Below are 17,443 nucleotides of genomic sequence, written 5' to 3' on the forward strand. Positions count from 1 at the left end.
AATAAATTTATTTCAAGTTTGCTTTTTTTATTATATAAAAGTAAATTAATTAAATCAAGTTTTTAATACCCTATATATAATAAAAACCGGGGGTTAACCCGGTTTTTATATCTATTCAGTAGTTTCTGTTCCGGAAGAATCAGAACCGGTATCAGAAGAAGAATCAGATGAACTGTCATCTGAACTATCGTTAGAAGAAGAATCAGAACCGGTATCAGAAGAAGAACCAGATGAACTGTCATCTGAGCTGTCGTTGTATGAACCAGAAGATGTATCTGTATTGTATTCTGTTTCTGATTCATAATCAGAACTTTCAGTATCTGATGATGAACCACTATACTCATCATACTTTGTTCTTCCATACTGTTTTTCAGCATTGTCTATCAACTCTTCTGTAGGCATAATATCCTTAAAAATAAAGTCGTGAAGTATATCTACTTCATATTCTTCAAATGGAATGACATAACCTACCTTTTCAAGTCTCACTTCATACTCAGGGTGTAGAGGGAACTGCATAGACTTGATGTCAAAATTTCCTATAGCGAGAACATCTTTTGCAAGTCCAATGATAGTTCCTGGAGACATGTTTGTAGTTACATAAGGAAGAATAGAGTTTAAAAGGTCATTATATTTTGATATAGGAAGACCTTTAAGTTTTGAAATCATAGCCTCTATTACCTGTCTCTGTCTACTATCTCTTTCCATAGTCCCGTCATTTTTTCTTATCCTAGAGAATGAAAGCGCCTGATAAGCATTTAAATTCTGTCGACCTGCTTTTTTTACATACTGTATTTCACCCTTATTAGGATTGTCATACCAACTATATGTTTCATCTATAAATTTATTTAATTCATTTAGTTCACTTTCCTGTACATCTACAACAACACCGTCTAATACTTCTATTATATCCATGAATGAATAGAAATCGACCTGAGCATAGTTTTGAATATCAAGCTTGAAATTCTGTTCTATTGTTTCTATAAGAAGATCAGCTTTCCCATATGCATATGCATGTGTAAGTTTCTGCTTTCCATGTCCCGGAATATCTACATATGTATCACGTCCAAGAGATGTAAGTTTAAGACTTTTATTTTTATTGTCTACAGTAAGAATCATCATAGCATCAGATCTTTGTGATGTTTCTCCTGGCCTTCCATCTGTACCAAGAAGTAATATATTAGTTATACCATTATCATTTTTATAATTCAAAGAATTAAGAGCTGATAATGATGAAGAATCCTGCATAGTTTTCAGCTTGAAATATATATATCCAAATACTGCAGTCGGGAAGATAAGAACCAATGCAAGTAAAAGGATTACAAGCTTTCTAAGATTTGACAAAAAAATCCCCTTCTTTCCTATAAAGATATCAATCAGATTATATGTCGGATTGAATCGTTTTTAATAAAGAAACTCTGATAAAGTTCCATTTTATAATTATATTAGATGAGGCTTAAATATTCAATAGATTTGAGAATATTATTAATGCAAATTTATGTATCGTTTTTATAGCAATATTCACAGGTATGAGAATTTTATATGAACAATTTAAATAATGCAAAAAGTGTATTAATATAGTTATATATATGTAATAAAAAACTAAAATTCTTGAAATATGGTATATACAGGAGTATATTAATTAATGACAGAAAAGTTATCAGGAGGAGTATATGATAAAATTAATAGTTACAGATCTTGACGGAACAATTTTAGATGGAGAAGGAAAACTTAGCGAAGAATTCGAGCTGGTTTTTGATGAGTTGGAAAAAAGGGATATAATGTTTATGGCTGCAAGTGGAAGACAATATCCAAATCTTAAGGAGCTGTTTAGAGCTCCTGGTGAAAAAATGGATTTTATAGCTGAAAATGGAACATTTGCTATACACAAAGGAAAAGAGCTTTTTACAAAGCCGATAGATATGGATAGTGTATGTGAGATAATAGATTATACAAGACCAATAGAAAGAAAAGAAATTGTACTTAACACAAAATACTGCGCATACATAGAAAATCCAGAATTTGTACCTATTATGCAAATATATAATACTTCTATAAAAGTGGTCGATGATTTAAAAAAAGTTAAAGAAGATGTACTGAAAGTATCTATATATGATTATGGTATTATCGGGGAACACTGCAGCGATTATTTTGAAAAATTTGCTGATAGAATGCAGGTATGTACATCAGGGGACCATTGGATGGATCTTGCAAGAAAAGGTACTAATAAAGGTGATGCACTTGAAGAGGTTAAAAGACTTTATAATTTAAAAGACGATGAGGTTATGATATTTGGTGACCAGATGAATGACCTTGAAATGATGAAATGCGGTTACTATAATTATGCAATGGAAAATGCAATAGATGAAGTAAAAGAGGCTGCAAGATTTACGGCGGGAAAAAATACCGAAAATGGTGTTCTTGAGAAGATAAAAGAAGTTATAGGTATAGAAGTGTAATAAAATCGCAAAATTAATAAAAAATCAGTATGATTATTTATCATACTGATTTTTTATTAATTTAAAAGTAAAAAATACATCAAATTATGTTAAAAATATAACTTTATTTAATTGTCTGACAATATCAAAATGGCAGAATATATTCAAAAAAGCAAGTATACAATCATCAAATAGATACAATGAATAAAAATATTTACTCGAGAATTGTCAGAAAAATTCAAAATATATACACTTAAATGCGAAATATAAAAATAAAATTCAAAATAATATTTAATAAAATAAGAAAAAATATCTAAAAAATATAATTATCAAAAATGTTGGTAAAAAGAGAAAAATATTAGAAAAACTTCAAAAAAAGTATTTACTTTTTGATTAAATTTTGTTAAAGTATAATCAAAGAAAGAGATAAATAAATAACAAACAAAAGAACAAAATATCGAGTTTATATAAATGGAGGGTGAATAAAATGAAAGGTATGAAAAAAGTAATAGCAGGAGTTTTAGTAGCAGGTATGATAGGAGCAGTTGGTATGCAGACTGTAAATGCGATGGAAAATACAGATGTAGTTATGAATCCGATAATAACTTCAAGAAATGTATCAGACATAGATAGAAAATCAGAAATAAAACTTGTAGCAGGTGTAAATGAAATGACACCAATAATAACATCAAGAACAGTTATAAAAGATCAGGTTAAAACAGATATAACATTAACAGCATCAGTTGATATAATGAATCCAATAATAACTTCAGCAACAGTAAAGTAATACAGAATATAGTTTTATCAAATTGATAATGCCCCATAAATTTATCTTAAAAAGAGAGCTTGTATAGGCTTTCTTTTTTTGTGTATAAATTTGGATATATTAATGTATGGAAATTTAAATTTATGCAATATAGTAAATAAAATGGAATTTATTATGTAAACCGATTGGATTGAAAAAAAGATATGCAAATGATAGAATTATATAGAATATATAAAAAGGTGAAGTGAAATGGATAAGAAAAATTCAAGAAAAAATAATTTCAAAAGAGAAAACGGCAATGTTATAGATTTTAATAGAGAAAAAATAAAAAGAAAAAACGCAGGAAGTGGTAAAAGTAGAAAAAGCAACTTTTCTTCGGAAGACAAAAGAACTGATAAAAATAGTTCTCCAAAGAAAAAAGCATCAAAAGAAAAAAATAATAGAATGAAATCTAATACTAAACAAAAGAACGGCAATAAAAGGAAACCCACTACATCAGGAAAAGTGAAACATATTAATATTAGAAAAAAGAAAAAGATGATACTTGCATTGATACTTGTGATATTGCTTGGTATATCGGCATATTCTCTAAAAAATAAATTCAGCAGCAATGAAAATACACAAATACAATTGTCAGCAAACTCAAATGAAAAAGAGAAAATATCCGATAATGTTATCAAGCCATCTGAAAAGGATGAAGATTCATCACAATCCGGTATTTATGATGTAGAAGATGAATCTCAAAAGGCAAATAAAAGATATACTATAGTAATTGACCCGGGTCATGGTGGTGAAGATACCGGATCAAGTGACTCAAGTGGAAAAATATATGAGGAGAATATATCTCTTCGGATAGGGAAAAAGATAGCTATAGATCTGAGCAGAGAAGATGATGTGAATGTAATAGTTACAAGAACTGATGACAAGGGATTATCAATAGAGGAAAGAACGGAGTTTGCTCAGAAAAACAGTGCAGATATGATAGTTTCTATACATACGAATACACAGGGGTCAAAAAATGATGCGGAAGGCCTTGAAACATGGTATAACAATGATGGAAATGGAAAGGCTAAAAATCTTGCGCAATATATACAGAAAACAGCATCTGCATATGTGGATATACAGAACAGAGGAACTCTTGAAAGTAAATATGAAATACTTGGAAAAACAGGGATACCCACTGTTATAGTACAGTGCGGATTTATAAGTAATGAAAAAGATGCTGAAAATATGAATAATGCAGAGTACCAGGACAAATTTGCAGAAGGTATTTCTCAGGGAATACTTGCCTATATAGATAGTTTTAAATAAATGTAATAGGAGTGAGTAAAATGCTTGTTTTCGAAGAGGCAGAAAAATATGAAAAAAGCCTTGAGGAAGATTTCAAGAAAAAATGCGGAATATACTATACACCTGAACCGATAGTGAGATATATTGTGGATTCAACAATAGGAAAACACGATATAATGAAAAATCCGATGCCTAGAATACTTGATATGTCATGCGGGTGTGGAAATTTTATTGTAAGCGCATATGAGACATTAAAAGAAATGATGATCAATAGTTCGTATGAACTATGTAAAAAATATAAAACCGATATTTTCAGAAAAGAAAACATACCAAAATATATTTTTGAAAATTGTATATTCGGTTGTGACACAGATGAAAATGCAATCAGGATATTAAAAAAAATGGTTGCTGATGAAATTGGAAATGAATCTAATACAAATATATTTAATGATGATGGGCTATTTAAGAAATGGAAAGATAAGTTTGACTATGTAATAGGAAATCCACCATATATAGGACATAAACTTCTCTCTAAAGATTACAAAAAGGTTGTTATGGATTCCTATTCATCTGTATACAGGGACAAGTCTGATCTTTATTTCTGCTTTTATAAAAGAGCAAGAGATTGTCTAAAAAAGGATGGTATAGTTTCTATGATAACGCCGAGATACTTTCTTGAAAGTATGTCTGCAACACATCTGAGAAAATATTTAAAGGAAAACACAGAGATTCATGAAATAGTTGATTTTTTGGGGTATAGCTCGTTTGGTGAAATAGGTGTTTCAGCATGTATAGTAACATTTAAAATAAAAAGTGATAAAAAAATAAAAACACTTATATATAGAAAAAAGGATGATAGTTATAGAAAAAAAGATAACAGGGTATATATTTCTTTACATGACTCTTTATCTGATATATCTAAATTCGAAAAAATAAAAATCGATTATTCAGAGCTATCGAATAACTGGATAATAGCAAATCAGAATGATATGAAACTTTATAAGGCTATAGAATCGATGAATAGCCCGAGATTGTATGAAATATCGGAAAGTTTCCAGGGAATAATTACCGGTTGTGATAAGGCCTTTGTTGTGGATAATGACGATGATAGATTGGATTATGCTGACAAGAATATACTAAAGAAATGGATCAAGAGCAGGGAGATAGATAGTTACAATATAAATGGAGGAAATAGAACCTTAATCTATTCAAATGATATAAAATCTGACAATTGCTATGAAATATCGGAATTTATAAGACCATATAAAAATAAACTCGAAAAAAGAAGAGAATGTGTAAATGGAATAAGGAAATGGTATGAACTTCAGTGGGGAAGGGATAAATGTAATTTTGAAAGAAAGAAAATAATGTACCCATATAAATCAAGAAACAACAGATTTGCTCTGGACAATAATAACTGTTACAGCAGTGCGGATGTATATTCTATGTGTATAAAGCCTGAATATGAGGAGATATATTCATATGAGTATCTTGTAGGGGTATTAAATTCATCTGTATATGATAAGTATTACAAGATAAATGCAAAAAAAATGAGCAGAGGAGTATATGACTATTATCCTAATAAAGTTATGGAAATGAAGATATTTAAAGATTCGAATTACGATAAAATAGAAAGTTTATCCAAGGAAATCCTGAAAATGTATAAAATTCTGGATAAATGTATAGATACTGACAAAATAAAAATATCCTCTTTGATTGAAAAAAATAAAGAAAAAATTGATTTTCTTGTAGAAAACTCCGTATCGAAAATATTTTAATGCGAACAGTAATACTATTGTGTTTGTTAAATATAAGTAAAAAATAATTGTTTTGGACATATGATATTAGTTTATATTACAGTTGTATAAATTTTTGTGTGTATACACAAAAAAATTAAAAAATAATATCGACAAAAAAAATGATTTAGTAGTATAATAATATAGGTATAAGTCGAGTGGGAACACAAATGAACCATTGGACACAATATGTCCCTATAGATTTAAAAGGGAAATAATCATATAATAGATAAAAAGGATAAACAGGAGGAATTGAAAATGGAAAAAGTATTAACAGTTGTAAATGAAACAGGATTACACGCTAGACCAGCAGGAATGTTCGTTAAAGGAGCATCTGGATTTAAATCAACAGTAGAAATAGAAGTTGGTGGGAAAAAAGTAAACGCAAAATCTATAATGGGTGTAATGAGCTTAGGATTATCAAAAGGAACTGAGTTTACTCTAATAGTAAACGGAGAAGACGAAGTACAGGCTATGGAAGCTTTATCAGAAATGGTAGAGTCTGGATTTGGTGAATAATAATCAGATTTTATATTTATCAGGAGGAAAGGCATTATGGCATATAAAGGAACTGGTGCATCTCCAGGTATAGCACTTGGGAAAGCCCTTGTAGTAGAACATAAAGAATTAGTTATAGAAAAAAGAACTGTAACTGATACAGATGCAGAAATAGCTAAATTGAGAGAAGCTGTTGCTGTATCAAAAGAGGAACTTACAAAAGTTAAAGAAAAAGCAGCTAAAGAACTTGGTGAAGAAGAAGCTGAAATATTTGGAGCACATCTTCTTGTTCTTGAAGACCCTGAACTTACAGGAGCTGCAGAAGCTAAAATAGCATCAGAAAACGTTAATGCGGAATTTGCATTAAATGAAATAAAAGAAATGTTTGTATCTATGTTCGAATCTATGGACAATGAGTACATGAGAGAGAGAGCAGCAGATATAAAAGACGTAACAAACAGAGTATTAAGACATATACTTGGAGTTAAAGTGATAGATCTTTCTGCACTTGAAGAGGAAGTTGTACTTGTTGCACACGACCTTACTCCATCAGATACAGCTACTATGAACAAGAAGATGGTTCTTGGATTCCTTACAAACATAGGAGGAAGAACTTCTCATACAGCTATAATGGCCAGAACCCTTGAAATAGCAGCAGTAGTAGGTCTTACTGATATTACTGAAAACGTTAAAGACGGAGATTTCGTAGTATTCAATGGAGATACTGGTGAAGTTATAATAAATCCTGATGAGGAAACAAAAGCTAAATATGCAGAATTAAAAGCAAAATTTGAAGAAGAGAAAAAAGCTCTAGAACTTCTAAAAGGTAAAGAGTCAGTAACTCTTGATGGAAGAAAAGTTGAGCTTGCAGGAAATATAGGAACTCCAAATGATATAGAAGGTCTTATAAAGAATGATGCTGAAGGTGTTGGTCTTTATAGAACAGAATTCCTATACATGGATTCAGATAAACTTCCTGAAGAAGATACTCAGTTTGAGGCATACAAAGCAGTTCTTGAAGGAATGAACGGTAAACCAATCGTTATAAGAACTCTTGATATAGGTGGAGATAAAAAACTTGACTATCTTCCACTTGATGAGGAAATGAACCCATTCCTTGGATACAGAGCTATAAGATTATGTCTTGATAGAACTGATATATTCAAAACTCAGCTTAGAGCTTTATACAGAGCAAGTGTATATGGAAAACTTAGAATAATGTTCCCTATGATATCTTCTCTTGAAGAGCTTCTAAAAGCTAAGGAAGTTGTAGCAGAAGTTTTAGCTGAACTTGACGCTGAAGGAATAGAGTACGCAAAAGATGTTGAAATAGGTATGATGATAGAGGTTCCATCTGCAGCTGTAATATCAGATGTACTTGCTAAGCACGTTGATTTCTTCTCTATAGGAACAAACGACCTTATACAGTACACTACAGCAGTAGACAGAATGAACCAGAAGATAAGCTACCTTTACAACCAGTTCAACCCGGCAGTTCTAAGACTTATAAAAATGGTTATAGACAACGCACACAAAGAAGGAAAATGGGTTGGAATGTGTGGAGAAGCAGCAGGAGATCAGATGATGATACCTATATTATTGGGATTCGGTCTTGATGAATTCTCAATGTCTCCTATATCAATACTTCCAGCAAGAAAACTTATAACATCTGTAAACGAGGCAGATATGAAGAAGTTTGCTGATGAAGTTTTAGCTATGGGAACTGCTGAAGAAATAAGAAGCCACGTAGAAAAAACTTTCTGCAAATAATATAATAGTAATATATGGAGATCTGTAAAACAGGTCTCCTTTTTATATATAGCTATGAAAACGTAAGTATTTTATGATATAATTATTTGTAAGAAAAAATATTATCCTTATATGGAGGTAAAAATATGGAAAATATAATATACAGAAATCCATCTGTTGAAGATGCACAGAAAATAGTAGACTTTTATAATTTTGTGGGTGGAGAGACAAGTTATTTAAGTTTTGAAAAAGACGAGTATCCACTTGATGTAGAGGCTCAGGTTGCATCTATAAAATCTCTTGAGGGAAATCAGACAAATATAATGATAATGGCTATGGATGGAGAAGAAATAGCAGGTATAGCTACAATAAACTCAAGTCATAAGATAAAATCAAGACATGAAGGAGAACTAGGAATAGTTGTAGCTAAAAAGTATCAGGGAAAAGGAATAGGAACTGAACTTATAAAAAGACTTATAGAGTGGGCAAGAGGAAATGGAGTAACTACAAGAATAAAACTTGATACAAGAGCTGACAATACAAATGCTGTGTCTTTATATCTTAAATTTGGATTCCAGTTTGAAGGTTGCCTAAAAAATTCAACTTTATTAAACGGAAAATACTACGATTTATACGTTATGGGAATGATGCTATAAAGATATAAAATATATAATGAGCCTTATCAAAGGCTCATTATTTTTTTGAAACTATATCAGGTGGACAATTTATAAAAAATAGATTAAAATAGTATGAGTGAAAAGAAGTTTGTATCGGAGGTAAAAATAATGATAAAAAGTATAAAAGTTCTGGCATCAGCGGTACTTGTATCTTCAGTAATTTTATCATCAGTAGGCTGTACAAAGCAGAATCTTTCTGATAAGGTTACTGAAAGCAACCTTAACTCTGTTGTAAGTGATTATACTCAGATATACAATTATTACGAAAAGCTTAGAGTTGCTCTTGTTGATATAGATAAAATAAAACAGAGTGGAGAAGGAGAAACGAATCTTAAAAAGCTTCAGAGTGAAGTTGAAACAAATCTTGAAAAAGTAAAAAAACTTGATTATGATTATATAAATCTTTATGAGGCGAGAGAATATCTTGAAGATTGTTATAAAGATGTTAAAAAAGCATCTGAAAAGGCACTTTCTGATGAAAAGAATTATAATTCGTCTATAGTAGATTTTAAGGAAGATTTTGCGGAATTTAAACAGTCTATGGCTCTGGCAAGAAAAGATATATCATCTATAAGAGGTGGTTCTGTGGAAATAGAAGATAATCAGGTTCCGGTAACTAATGAAGAAACTACTGATGAAAATTCTTCAGGAGCCCTTGATAATGTAATAGATTCAGCAAAGGATCGGATTGAATCGGCAGCTCTTTCTGATGATTTGAAAAAAGCGATAGAAGAAAATGCATATCTTTCAGGTCAGGAATATAGAGCAAATGGTGGAACAGAAGCAGATGCAGAAAAAAAAGCAAAAGAGATGTTTGCCGAACTTGAAAATGATAACCCTATAGATGCTTCTCAGAAATCTGCAGCTGAAAGTGCATATGTTTCAGCATTTAAAAAAGGATTTGATGAGTATAAAAAATAAATTACAGTGATAATTGATATCAAAAGTCTATAACTATTGTTATAGACTTTTTTTAATAAAGTAAAATCGAGATGTAGAATTAAAAAATATAGACAGAATAATATGAAAATAACAAAAATAGATGATTAAAAAATTTTTTATATCAAAAAAAGATAAAACACTTGATTTTATTCTCGAATATAATTAAACTGAAACAGTATTTTTAAATTTGAGGGGGATTACTAAATTATGAGGACTTTAAAACCACAGCTGGTACATTCCATTAAAGGATATAGTGCTGGGGATTTTAGAAAGGATTTTGTATCGGGAGTGATAGTTGCCATAATAGCGCTTCCGCTTTCGATAGCGCTTGCACTTGCTTCGGGAGTAGGTCCTGAGCAGGGGATATATACTGCTATAATAGCTGGATTTGTTATATCTATGCTTGGGGGAAGTAAAGTTCAGATAGCCGGACCTACAGCAGCATTTGCATCTATAGTTGCCGGGGTTGTAGCTACAGAAGGTATGGGTGGACTTGCAACAGCTACAGTTCTTGCTGGGATATTTCTGATTCTTATGGGAGTATTCAAGATGGGAAATCTTATAAAGTTTATACCTTACAGTATTACTACAGGATTTACATCGGGAATAGCTGTTACTATATTTGTAGGACAGATAAAAGATTTTGCAGGGATAACTTTTAAGAATTCACCTGTAGAAACTCTTGAAAAGTTAAAAGAAGTTTTTTTAAATATATCTACATTAAATGTTCAGGCTCTTGTAATAGGATTTATTTCTTTATTTATATTTATTTTATGGCCTAAAGTATCTGAAAAGATACCAGGATCTTTTATTGCAGTAATATTTACATCAGTAATAGTCTATTTAACAGATATGAATGTAAATACAATAGGAGATTTATATACAATATCTTCATCTCTTCCGGAATTTACAGTTCCGGATATATCATATCAGACAGTTAGAAATGTTCTTCCAGATGCGTTTACAATAGCAATACTTGCGGCAATAGAATCTCTTCTTTCATGTGTTGTTGCCGATGGAATGATAGGAAGTAGACACAATTCAAATATGGAACTTGTTGCACAGGGAGCAGGAAATACCTTATCAGCTCTTTTTGGTGGAATACCGGCTACAGGAGCCATAGCAAGAACTGCCGCAAATATAAAAAATGGAGCGGTTTCTCCGGTATCAGGTATGGTTCATGCGGTGATACTTCTTATGATATTAATTTTCCTTATGCCTTATGCAGCGTTGATACCTATGCCATGTATAGCAGCTATACTTTTTGTAGTTGCTTACAATATGAGTGAATGGAGAGAATTCAGTGAAATTATAAGAGAATCTCCAAAAAGTGATATACTTGTGCTTTTGACGACATTTGTACTTACAGTGGTATTTGACCTGGTAATAGCGATAGGAGTAGGACTTGTTATGGCATCACTTCTATTTATGAGAAGAATGGCGGATGTAACAGATGTATATGGATGGAAATATATAGAAGATGAAGATGAAAATTACGATGAAGATACTGATTCAGGAAATATAAAATTAAAAGCGGTACCTAAAAATGTTCTTGTATTTGAAATAACAGGACCTATGTTTTTTGGAGCTGCGGATAAGATAAGCAATGTTGCATTTGATAAAAGTAAAAAAGCTATTATACTTAGAATGAGAAGTGTACCAGCTGTAGATACTACAGCACTAAACAGACTGAGAGATCTTAATAAAAAATGTAAAAGATATAATGTTCAGCTTATATTTGCACATGTAAATGAACAACCTTTATCAATGATGGAAAAAGCAGGATTTGTAGATGAAATAGGAAAGGATAATATATGTCCTAGTATAGATTCAGCGCTTGAAAGAGCTGAACACATATAATAATAAGGTATATGTATTGACCGGATGCAGTTTGTAGAGCTATAATTAATTATAATAGAATTTATGGGAGGACTGCTATGTCAAGACCAAGAAAATGGAGAAGAGTATGTAATCTTCCTTTCAGTACAGAATTTCGGCCGGTCGATTGTGAAGAAAGCCATGAAATAATAGTAATGTCTGTAGATGAATATGAAACTATAAGACTTATAGATCTTCAGGAAATGACTCAGGAAGAATGTTCTGTTCAGATGGATATAGCAAGAACGACTGTACAAAGAATATACAATGAAGCAAGAAAAAAACTTGCAGATGCAGTTGTAAATGGAAAAATCCTTAGAATAGAAGGTGGAGACTACAAAATCTGTGAAGGTTTCAGAGTCAGCTGTGCATGTGAACAGTGCAGACATGAAAATGAATGTGAAGAATGTAAATAGGAGCATACTCAATAACAAAATAGTTATAAAAACATATTACCCATCATATGTATTTCTTATATATGATGGGTATTTTTATAAGTATTAACTTATAAATAAATATTAAAAATAAAATAATTTACTATAAATGTGATGAGAAAAAAAAGACGATAAATCACATCCAAACAGTTAAAATACAGTTATCAAAAGAGTTTTACAGATATCTATATGATTATATTCATAAAATAAATGTATGCTTTATATCTTTGTATATGAAACAACCTACAATGCTGTTGCAGGATGTTTGTGGAAAATGTTTTGTAAATGAACATATAACATTAAAATGAATTGAAATGAAGGCTTATATTCAAAATAGATAAAAAACAGTATAGAAACAAACAAACAACATATATACAGGTTGCATGTATGTAGGATAATAAAAACATGATAAAAGAAACAAACTCATATGCGAAAGCAAGTTGTTTCAATGGGTTAAAGAAATAACAGCTATTTTTAAATCTAAAACCAATAATGCATATTCGCAGATAAAATGAAATAAATTATTCATAATAAATTTTCTGAAGCTTTGCAAAATAAAGAAAAATGAACTTGTATTTTCTGATATCCTGCATTATTATATAGACAGAAGGAATAATACTTTATTATAAATTATAAAAAATATGTATGGAGGTGCTTATCATGAAAAGAAGAATAGGAACTATATTATTAGGAGCAGTTTTAACTTTATCAGTTGCAACAGCTGTATACGCTCAGGAAAAAGATACAAAAGTAAAAGATGATATAAGTATAAGTGCAGGCTATACAAACGATCCAGCCGAAGTGGAATCATATATATATGAAAATCTTGGACTAAATAAAGAAGAAGTTGAACTTGTATATAATCCTGAAGGAAGTAGCATAGATAGAGAGTTTCTGAAATCAAGTTGTTATGTTTTCGATGCAAATTCAGAAGATAGTGAATACGATGGTGTAAGTGTACTTGTAAATAAGAAAACATTCAAATTATATACTTATGATGCAAAACATAATCTTATACCTATGAACCAGTAAATAAAAATTTATATTGTTGACAAAAAAGTCTTTATTTGCAGTAGATTAAGCTGTTAATAAAGGCTTTTATTTTTTCTATAGACACTGCCATGGACATAATATCGTTTGAAAAGTTTTTAATTATAGTATAAAATATTCAGCATAGCCGGTGTCGGCTTTATTGATCGGAATCGAAAAGGAGTGATGTAATGACTAGATTCTGTAGCAAATGTGGAAAAAAAGCAGGCAAAGATGAGTATATATGTGATGAATGTGGCGAAAAGATTATAGATTTATCAAACGATAAAAGTGATAACAAGGAAGAAAAAAAAGATTTTGCATATGACGCATTGAAAATATTAACAGTAATTGCTCTTATTATTATGATTCTTGTTTCAGCAGCTGCTGTATTGGGGAGATATTACAATGTGAGTAAAAATAGGGAACTGAAAGTATTTGAACAGACGGCAGGAGTGAGAATTCTTAAAGATATAGATTACAATGAAATAGATATTCATGGAGAAAAATTAAAAATACTTTCGAAAAAAGAAGAATATATGTCTAAACTCAAAGAAACAGATAAGTATGTGCAAAAGAATATAAAAGACAATATATCTTCTATAGAAGGTGATAAGTTGGTAAAATACACGGGAGATGCGTATAATAGATATGACACTCTATTAAACGAAATTTATTCCAGTATAGTTTCCAATATGGGCGAGGAAGAAGCATCTAAATTGAGAGATGACGAGAGAAAATGGATTGTATATAAAGAAAATAAGTCTACAGAGAGCATGGAATCAGATGAATATAGTGATTCTGAAAACAAATGGGTTTATTTTGATTATCTTGCAGTATATACACGTCAAAGATGTTATGAGCTTATAGAAAGATATATGTATTAGACTGTCAGTGTAATCTGTAAAGGCTTAATTCTTTACATTTTTTAGTACATGCTATAAAATTAATATTATAAATAATCTATGAGGAGCAGAAAAATGGCAAATAAATCAGATATTAAAACTAAAGATGTAAAAAAAAGCACTAGATGTTCCAAATGTGGAAGGGACATAAAAAATATAAACAAGAAATTTGATATAGAATGGCCTAATGGATCTACAGTGCATTGTTGTTCAAATGATTGTAATTTAGAACTTTCAAATTATAAAAAGAAATATTCGACAGAAAGAATGGCGTTCATAGCTCAGCTTATATTTGGTATAGCAGGAATAATATCTGTTCTTATGCAGTATAAAATTGCAGCACAGATATTTATAGCAATAGATGCGATTATATTTCTTGTGTTTCCACATGCAATCTTCAATCCGAGACTTAGAGCATCATATGATGAGACAAAAAGACAGAGTAGAAATATAGCTACATCTCTTCTAATGTTTGTTGTTATATGGTTCTACTTTTTATACAAATCAAAGGGGCTTTAGAATAAATGACTCAGGAAAAAACATTATGCTGCTGCAGTAATTCTGATACAAGACATCTTTCAGAAAAAAACGATAAAACAGATCTCAAAAGACGATTAAAAAGAATCGAAGGGCAGATAAAGGGAATACAGAATATGATAGATGATGATAGATATTGTATGGATATTCTTATACAGGTATCGGCAGCCAAAGCAGCTATAGATAGAGTAGGAAAAATAATTCTCGAAAATCATGTCAAAGGATGTATCGCGGATAGTATAAAAAACAAAAGTGATGAAGATTCTGAAAAAATGATAGAAGAGCTTATGGATAATATATATAGATTTATGAAGTAAGGCGGTGTTATTTTGAATCAGGATGGATATATAGTAGAAATTGTAGATGAAAAAACAGCTATACTTAGAATGATGAGAATGTCTGCATGAGCAAAGTGCAATAAATGTATGACGGTTTCGTCAGAATCAGAGGAAATACTGGTAGAAGTTGATAATAGTATTGGAGCAAAAGTGGGAGACCATGTAATAGTGAGTATGGAACATATGAATATACTTAAAGCAGCTGCATATGTATATATTGTTCCTATGATTGCCCTAATAGCAGGAATAGTAATTGCCTATTATGTTTTAGGTATGGCAGGAGTAGAATCAGGTAGAGAGATTATATCAGCTGTCATAGGAATTGTGCTGATGGCAGTTTCATATCTTTATCTTAAATTCAATGATAAAAAATTCAAGGAAAGCAGAGAATATATTCCGATTGTTACCAGAATACTTATGGATATATAATAAAAGTGTATGCGTGGATTTATTGATGACTATGAGTTTTGATCATATTGTTCAATAATATCATGCATACACTTTTTTGTTGAAAAAATATAAAAGTTTTTATTTCTTTTTCCTGTTTATATCTGAATTATCTATTTTTGTATCGGATTCAAGATGGAATTCTCTTTTTTTCTTTAAAGGCCTTAGATTTGCAAGAAGGTCACCCTTGAATCTGTATATATTCACAGTTCTGACTAAAGCTGATATTACAAGTACTCCAAGAGCTATTGCACAACTAAGTAAAAAAGCATTGGCTCCTTTTTCCATAGCAGTTGTATAATCTGACTGTATAATTGCAAGCATAGTATTATATAATCCAATACCAGGTATAAGCGGAAGTATTCCGGAAATTACAAAAAGTATTGCTGGCTGATACAGTTTTCTTGCAAGTATTTCACTCATTATGGAAACTGCTGCAGCTGCTATAAACCCTGACAGAGAAGTGTTTGATGTAATGTTCATAACAACTATGTAAATTATCCAACCAATACCGCCGACAACTCCTGAAGGAAACAGAAGTTTAAGTGGTACATTAAAGAATACAGCAAATCCTGCAGTGGCAAGTGCTGCAAATATAAAATGAGAGAAAAGAGATATATCGCTCATTATAAAACACCTCCCATCTTTAACCATAAATCAAGAACTACCCCGACACCGGATGCTATAGCAAGAAGAACCATAAAGGCATCAAAGATTCTTGAAATACCTGAAATCAGATTTCCTGCGATAAGATCTCTTATGGATTTTATAACAGCAACTCCTGGAAGAAGAGGCATTATAGAACCGACAATCAGCATTGTAGGTGTAGATATTATTTTAAGTTCTGTAAATATAACTCCAAGAACCGTAATTGCAAAAGAAGAAACCACGCATGAAAATGCGGATATGGAACTTATTTTCATTATCTTGTCGTAAATAATGTCCCCGATTATTGCAACTATAAAAGTGAATATGAAATTAAGTAGCTGATTACCACCTATAATATATGCAAAGCATGCAGATGCAAGTCCTGTGCATGAATAAAAGAACCATGATGGATAAGGTGGTGTTCTATCTATCTCATAAAGTTCGGCTATGGCTTTATCAATATCAGGATTTTTTATTGAACAAAACTCTCTTGAAAAATTATTTAGAAGAGAAATTTTGTTAAGATTTATTCCTCTTTTATCAATTGTTTTCATAAAGCAGAATCCATCAAATTTTTCATCGGATATTATTACAACAGTTGGTGTTGTAAAGACATTAGCATGATGAAAACCTTGTGAACGACATATTCTAAGGACGCTGTCTTCTACTCTGGAAGTTTCAGCTCCATTTTTAATCATAAGCTCTCCAACAAAAAGGGCTAGCTTAAGAACATTTTTCTTATATTCTTTTTCCTGTGCCGCGTCCATATAATCCTCCTTTTTGACGTTATTCATAATTTTGTAAATAGTAAATAAAATTAATACATAATGATATTATATTCCAAAAGAATATCGATAACAACAACAATACAGAAGTTAATTAATATATAATTTTTATAATAATACCGAATAAGTAAAAAATAGTATTGACTCTTTTTGAATAAGGTGATATTATAATACTTGTCCTTGAGAGAGGGCAAAAGAAAATAAGAAATGAACTTTGAAAACTGAACAGCAGATAAATTTGTTCGAACGATTTGTTCGGACTCTTACAAACCATAATTAAGCCAGATAT

17 protein-coding genes and 1 pseudogene are annotated in these 17,443 nt (G+C 30.8%); 15 read left to right on the forward strand and 3 right to left on the reverse strand.

Translation table 11 applies throughout. The features are described 5' to 3' along the window. Positions 1-111 precede the first annotated feature (111 nt). Positions 112-1,341, reverse strand: coding sequence for an LCP family protein (locus EXD82_RS09200; RefSeq protein ID WP_142536624.1), 1,230 nt, complete (start codon positions 1,339-1,341; stop codon positions 112-114). A gap of 329 nt (positions 1,342-1,670) precedes the next feature. On the opposite strand from EXD82_RS09200, the gene EXD82_RS09205 reads away from it, so the two are divergent. The 15 genes and pseudogenes from EXD82_RS09205 to EXD82_RS09275 all read left to right on the forward strand — a co-directional run. Beyond that, a complete protein-coding gene (locus EXD82_RS09205; protein WP_142536625.1) occupies positions 1,671-2,456 on the forward strand; it encodes a Cof-type HAD-IIB family hydrolase in 786 nt (261 codons plus the stop codon). A 466-nt stretch (positions 2,457-2,922) separates the two neighbouring features. Then, a complete protein-coding gene (locus EXD82_RS09210) occupies positions 2,923-3,222 on the forward strand; it encodes a hypothetical protein (RefSeq protein ID WP_142536626.1) in 300 nt (99 codons plus the stop codon). 228 nt (positions 3,223-3,450) lie between these two features. After that, on the forward strand, positions 3,451-4,512 hold the full coding sequence (locus EXD82_RS09215; protein WP_142536627.1) for an N-acetylmuramoyl-L-alanine amidase family protein: 1,062 nt from the start codon (positions 3,451-3,453) through the stop codon (positions 4,510-4,512). Between the two features lie 20 nt (positions 4,513-4,532). Then, positions 4,533-6,269: an Eco57I restriction-modification methylase domain-containing protein gene (locus EXD82_RS09220; protein WP_142536628.1), complete on the forward strand. Its 1,737-nt coding sequence runs from the start codon at positions 4,533-4,535 to the stop codon at positions 6,267-6,269. Between the two features lie 276 nt (positions 6,270-6,545). After that, a complete protein-coding gene (locus EXD82_RS09225) occupies positions 6,546-6,806 on the forward strand; it encodes an HPr family phosphocarrier protein (RefSeq protein ID WP_142536629.1) in 261 nt (86 codons plus the stop codon). A gap of 36 nt (positions 6,807-6,842) precedes the next feature. Then, the gene (gene ptsP / locus EXD82_RS09230) at positions 6,843-8,555 is read left to right on the forward strand and encodes a phosphoenolpyruvate--protein phosphotransferase (RefSeq protein ID WP_142536630.1); all 1,713 of its coding nucleotides are present in this window, start codon (positions 6,843-6,845) and stop codon (positions 8,553-8,555) included. A gap of 125 nt (positions 8,556-8,680) precedes the next feature. After that, positions 8,681-9,190, forward strand: a complete 510-nt coding sequence (locus EXD82_RS09235; RefSeq protein ID WP_142536631.1) for a GNAT family N-acetyltransferase — start codon at positions 8,681-8,683, stop codon at positions 9,188-9,190. 129 nt (positions 9,191-9,319) lie between these two features. Next, positions 9,320-10,132, forward strand: coding sequence for a hypothetical protein (locus EXD82_RS09240; RefSeq protein WP_142536632.1), 813 nt, complete (start codon positions 9,320-9,322; stop codon positions 10,130-10,132). 228 nt (positions 10,133-10,360) lie between these two features. Further along, positions 10,361-12,013: a SulP family inorganic anion transporter gene (locus EXD82_RS09245; protein ID WP_142536633.1), complete on the forward strand. Its 1,653-nt coding sequence runs from the start codon at positions 10,361-10,363 to the stop codon at positions 12,011-12,013. 77 nt (positions 12,014-12,090) lie between these two features. After that, positions 12,091-12,447, forward strand: coding sequence for a DUF134 domain-containing protein (locus EXD82_RS09250; protein WP_142536634.1), 357 nt, complete (start codon positions 12,091-12,093; stop codon positions 12,445-12,447). 678 nt (positions 12,448-13,125) lie between these two features. Then, positions 13,126-13,497 carry a hypothetical protein gene (locus tag EXD82_RS09255; RefSeq protein ID WP_142536635.1) on the forward strand — a complete coding sequence of 124 codons (372 nt, stop codon included), beginning with the start codon at positions 13,126-13,128 and terminating at the stop codon, positions 13,495-13,497. A gap of 188 nt (positions 13,498-13,685) precedes the next feature. Beyond that, positions 13,686-14,381, forward strand: a complete 696-nt coding sequence (locus EXD82_RS09260) for a lysozyme inhibitor LprI family protein (RefSeq protein ID WP_142536636.1) — start codon at positions 13,686-13,688, stop codon at positions 14,379-14,381. A gap of 93 nt (positions 14,382-14,474) precedes the next feature. Beyond that, positions 14,475-14,918 carry a hypothetical protein gene (locus EXD82_RS09265; RefSeq protein ID WP_142536637.1) on the forward strand — a complete coding sequence of 148 codons (444 nt, stop codon included), beginning with the start codon at positions 14,475-14,477 and terminating at the stop codon, positions 14,916-14,918. Between the two features lie 5 nt (positions 14,919-14,923). Then, entirely contained in the window at positions 14,924-15,253 is a 330-nt protein-coding gene (locus EXD82_RS09270) for a metal-sensitive transcriptional regulator (RefSeq protein ID WP_142536638.1), read from the forward strand. 105 nt (positions 15,254-15,358) lie between these two features. Next, positions 15,359-15,703 (forward strand): annotated as a pseudogene (locus tag EXD82_RS09275) (SoxR reducing system RseC family protein); the annotation flags it as partial. A 99-nt stretch (positions 15,704-15,802) separates the two neighbouring features. Here the strand turns inward: EXD82_RS09275 and EXD82_RS09280 are convergent. Together EXD82_RS09280 and EXD82_RS09285 are read right to left on the reverse strand one after the other, a co-directional pair. Continuing rightward, positions 15,803-16,348, reverse strand: coding sequence for a threonine/serine exporter family protein (locus EXD82_RS09280; RefSeq protein ID WP_142536639.1), 546 nt, complete (start codon positions 16,346-16,348; stop codon positions 15,803-15,805). Next, positions 16,348-17,136 carry a threonine/serine exporter family protein gene (locus EXD82_RS09285; protein WP_142536640.1) on the reverse strand — a complete coding sequence of 263 codons (789 nt, stop codon included), beginning with the start codon at positions 17,134-17,136 and terminating at the stop codon, positions 16,348-16,350. The genes EXD82_RS09280 and EXD82_RS09285 overlap by 1 nt, the downstream gene beginning before the upstream one ends. Positions 17,137-17,443 lie beyond the last annotated feature (307 nt).

Origin of the sequence: Peptacetobacter hominis (assembly GCF_006861675.1) — a bacterium.
Taxonomy (GTDB): Bacteria; Bacillota; Clostridia; order Peptostreptococcales; family Peptostreptococcaceae; genus Peptacetobacter; species Peptacetobacter hominis.

What these genes read in the sequence shown, in the direction of transcription:
- EXD82_RS09205 (WP_142536625.1), top strand. Translation starts at nt 1,671, where the DNA reads ATGATAAAATTAATAGTTACAGATCTTGACGGAACAATTTTAGATGGA.
- EXD82_RS09210 (WP_142536626.1), top strand. Translation starts at nt 2,923, where the DNA reads ATGAAAGGTATGAAAAAAGTAATAGCAGGAGTTTTAGTAGCAGGTATG.
- EXD82_RS09215 (WP_142536627.1), top strand. Translation starts at nt 3,451, where the DNA reads ATGGATAAGAAAAATTCAAGAAAAAATAATTTCAAAAGAGAAAACGGC.
- EXD82_RS09220 (WP_142536628.1), top strand. Translation starts at nt 4,533, where the DNA reads ATGCTTGTTTTCGAAGAGGCAGAAAAATATGAAAAAAGCCTTGAGGAA.
- EXD82_RS09225 (WP_142536629.1), top strand. Translation starts at nt 6,546, where the DNA reads ATGGAAAAAGTATTAACAGTTGTAAATGAAACAGGATTACACGCTAGA.
- ptsP (WP_142536630.1), top strand. Translation starts at nt 6,843, where the DNA reads ATGGCATATAAAGGAACTGGTGCATCTCCAGGTATAGCACTTGGGAAA.
- EXD82_RS09235 (WP_142536631.1), top strand. Translation starts at nt 8,681, where the DNA reads ATGGAAAATATAATATACAGAAATCCATCTGTTGAAGATGCACAGAAA.
- EXD82_RS09240 (WP_142536632.1), top strand. Translation starts at nt 9,320, where the DNA reads ATGATAAAAAGTATAAAAGTTCTGGCATCAGCGGTACTTGTATCTTCA.
- EXD82_RS09245 (WP_142536633.1), top strand. Translation starts at nt 10,361, where the DNA reads ATGAGGACTTTAAAACCACAGCTGGTACATTCCATTAAAGGATATAGT.
- EXD82_RS09250 (WP_142536634.1), top strand. Translation starts at nt 12,091, where the DNA reads ATGTCAAGACCAAGAAAATGGAGAAGAGTATGTAATCTTCCTTTCAGT.
- EXD82_RS09255 (WP_142536635.1), top strand. Translation starts at nt 13,126, where the DNA reads ATGAAAAGAAGAATAGGAACTATATTATTAGGAGCAGTTTTAACTTTA.
- EXD82_RS09260 (WP_142536636.1), top strand. Translation starts at nt 13,686, where the DNA reads ATGACTAGATTCTGTAGCAAATGTGGAAAAAAAGCAGGCAAAGATGAG.
- EXD82_RS09265 (WP_142536637.1), top strand. Translation starts at nt 14,475, where the DNA reads ATGGCAAATAAATCAGATATTAAAACTAAAGATGTAAAAAAAAGCACT.
- EXD82_RS09270 (WP_142536638.1), top strand. Translation starts at nt 14,924, where the DNA reads ATGACTCAGGAAAAAACATTATGCTGCTGCAGTAATTCTGATACAAGA.
- EXD82_RS09280 (WP_142536639.1), bottom strand. Translation starts at nt 16,348, where the DNA reads ATGAGCGATATATCTCTTTTCTCTCATTTTATATTTGCAGCACTTGCC.
- EXD82_RS09285 (WP_142536640.1), bottom strand. Translation starts at nt 17,136, where the DNA reads ATGGACGCGGCACAGGAAAAAGAATATAAGAAAAATGTTCTTAAGCTA.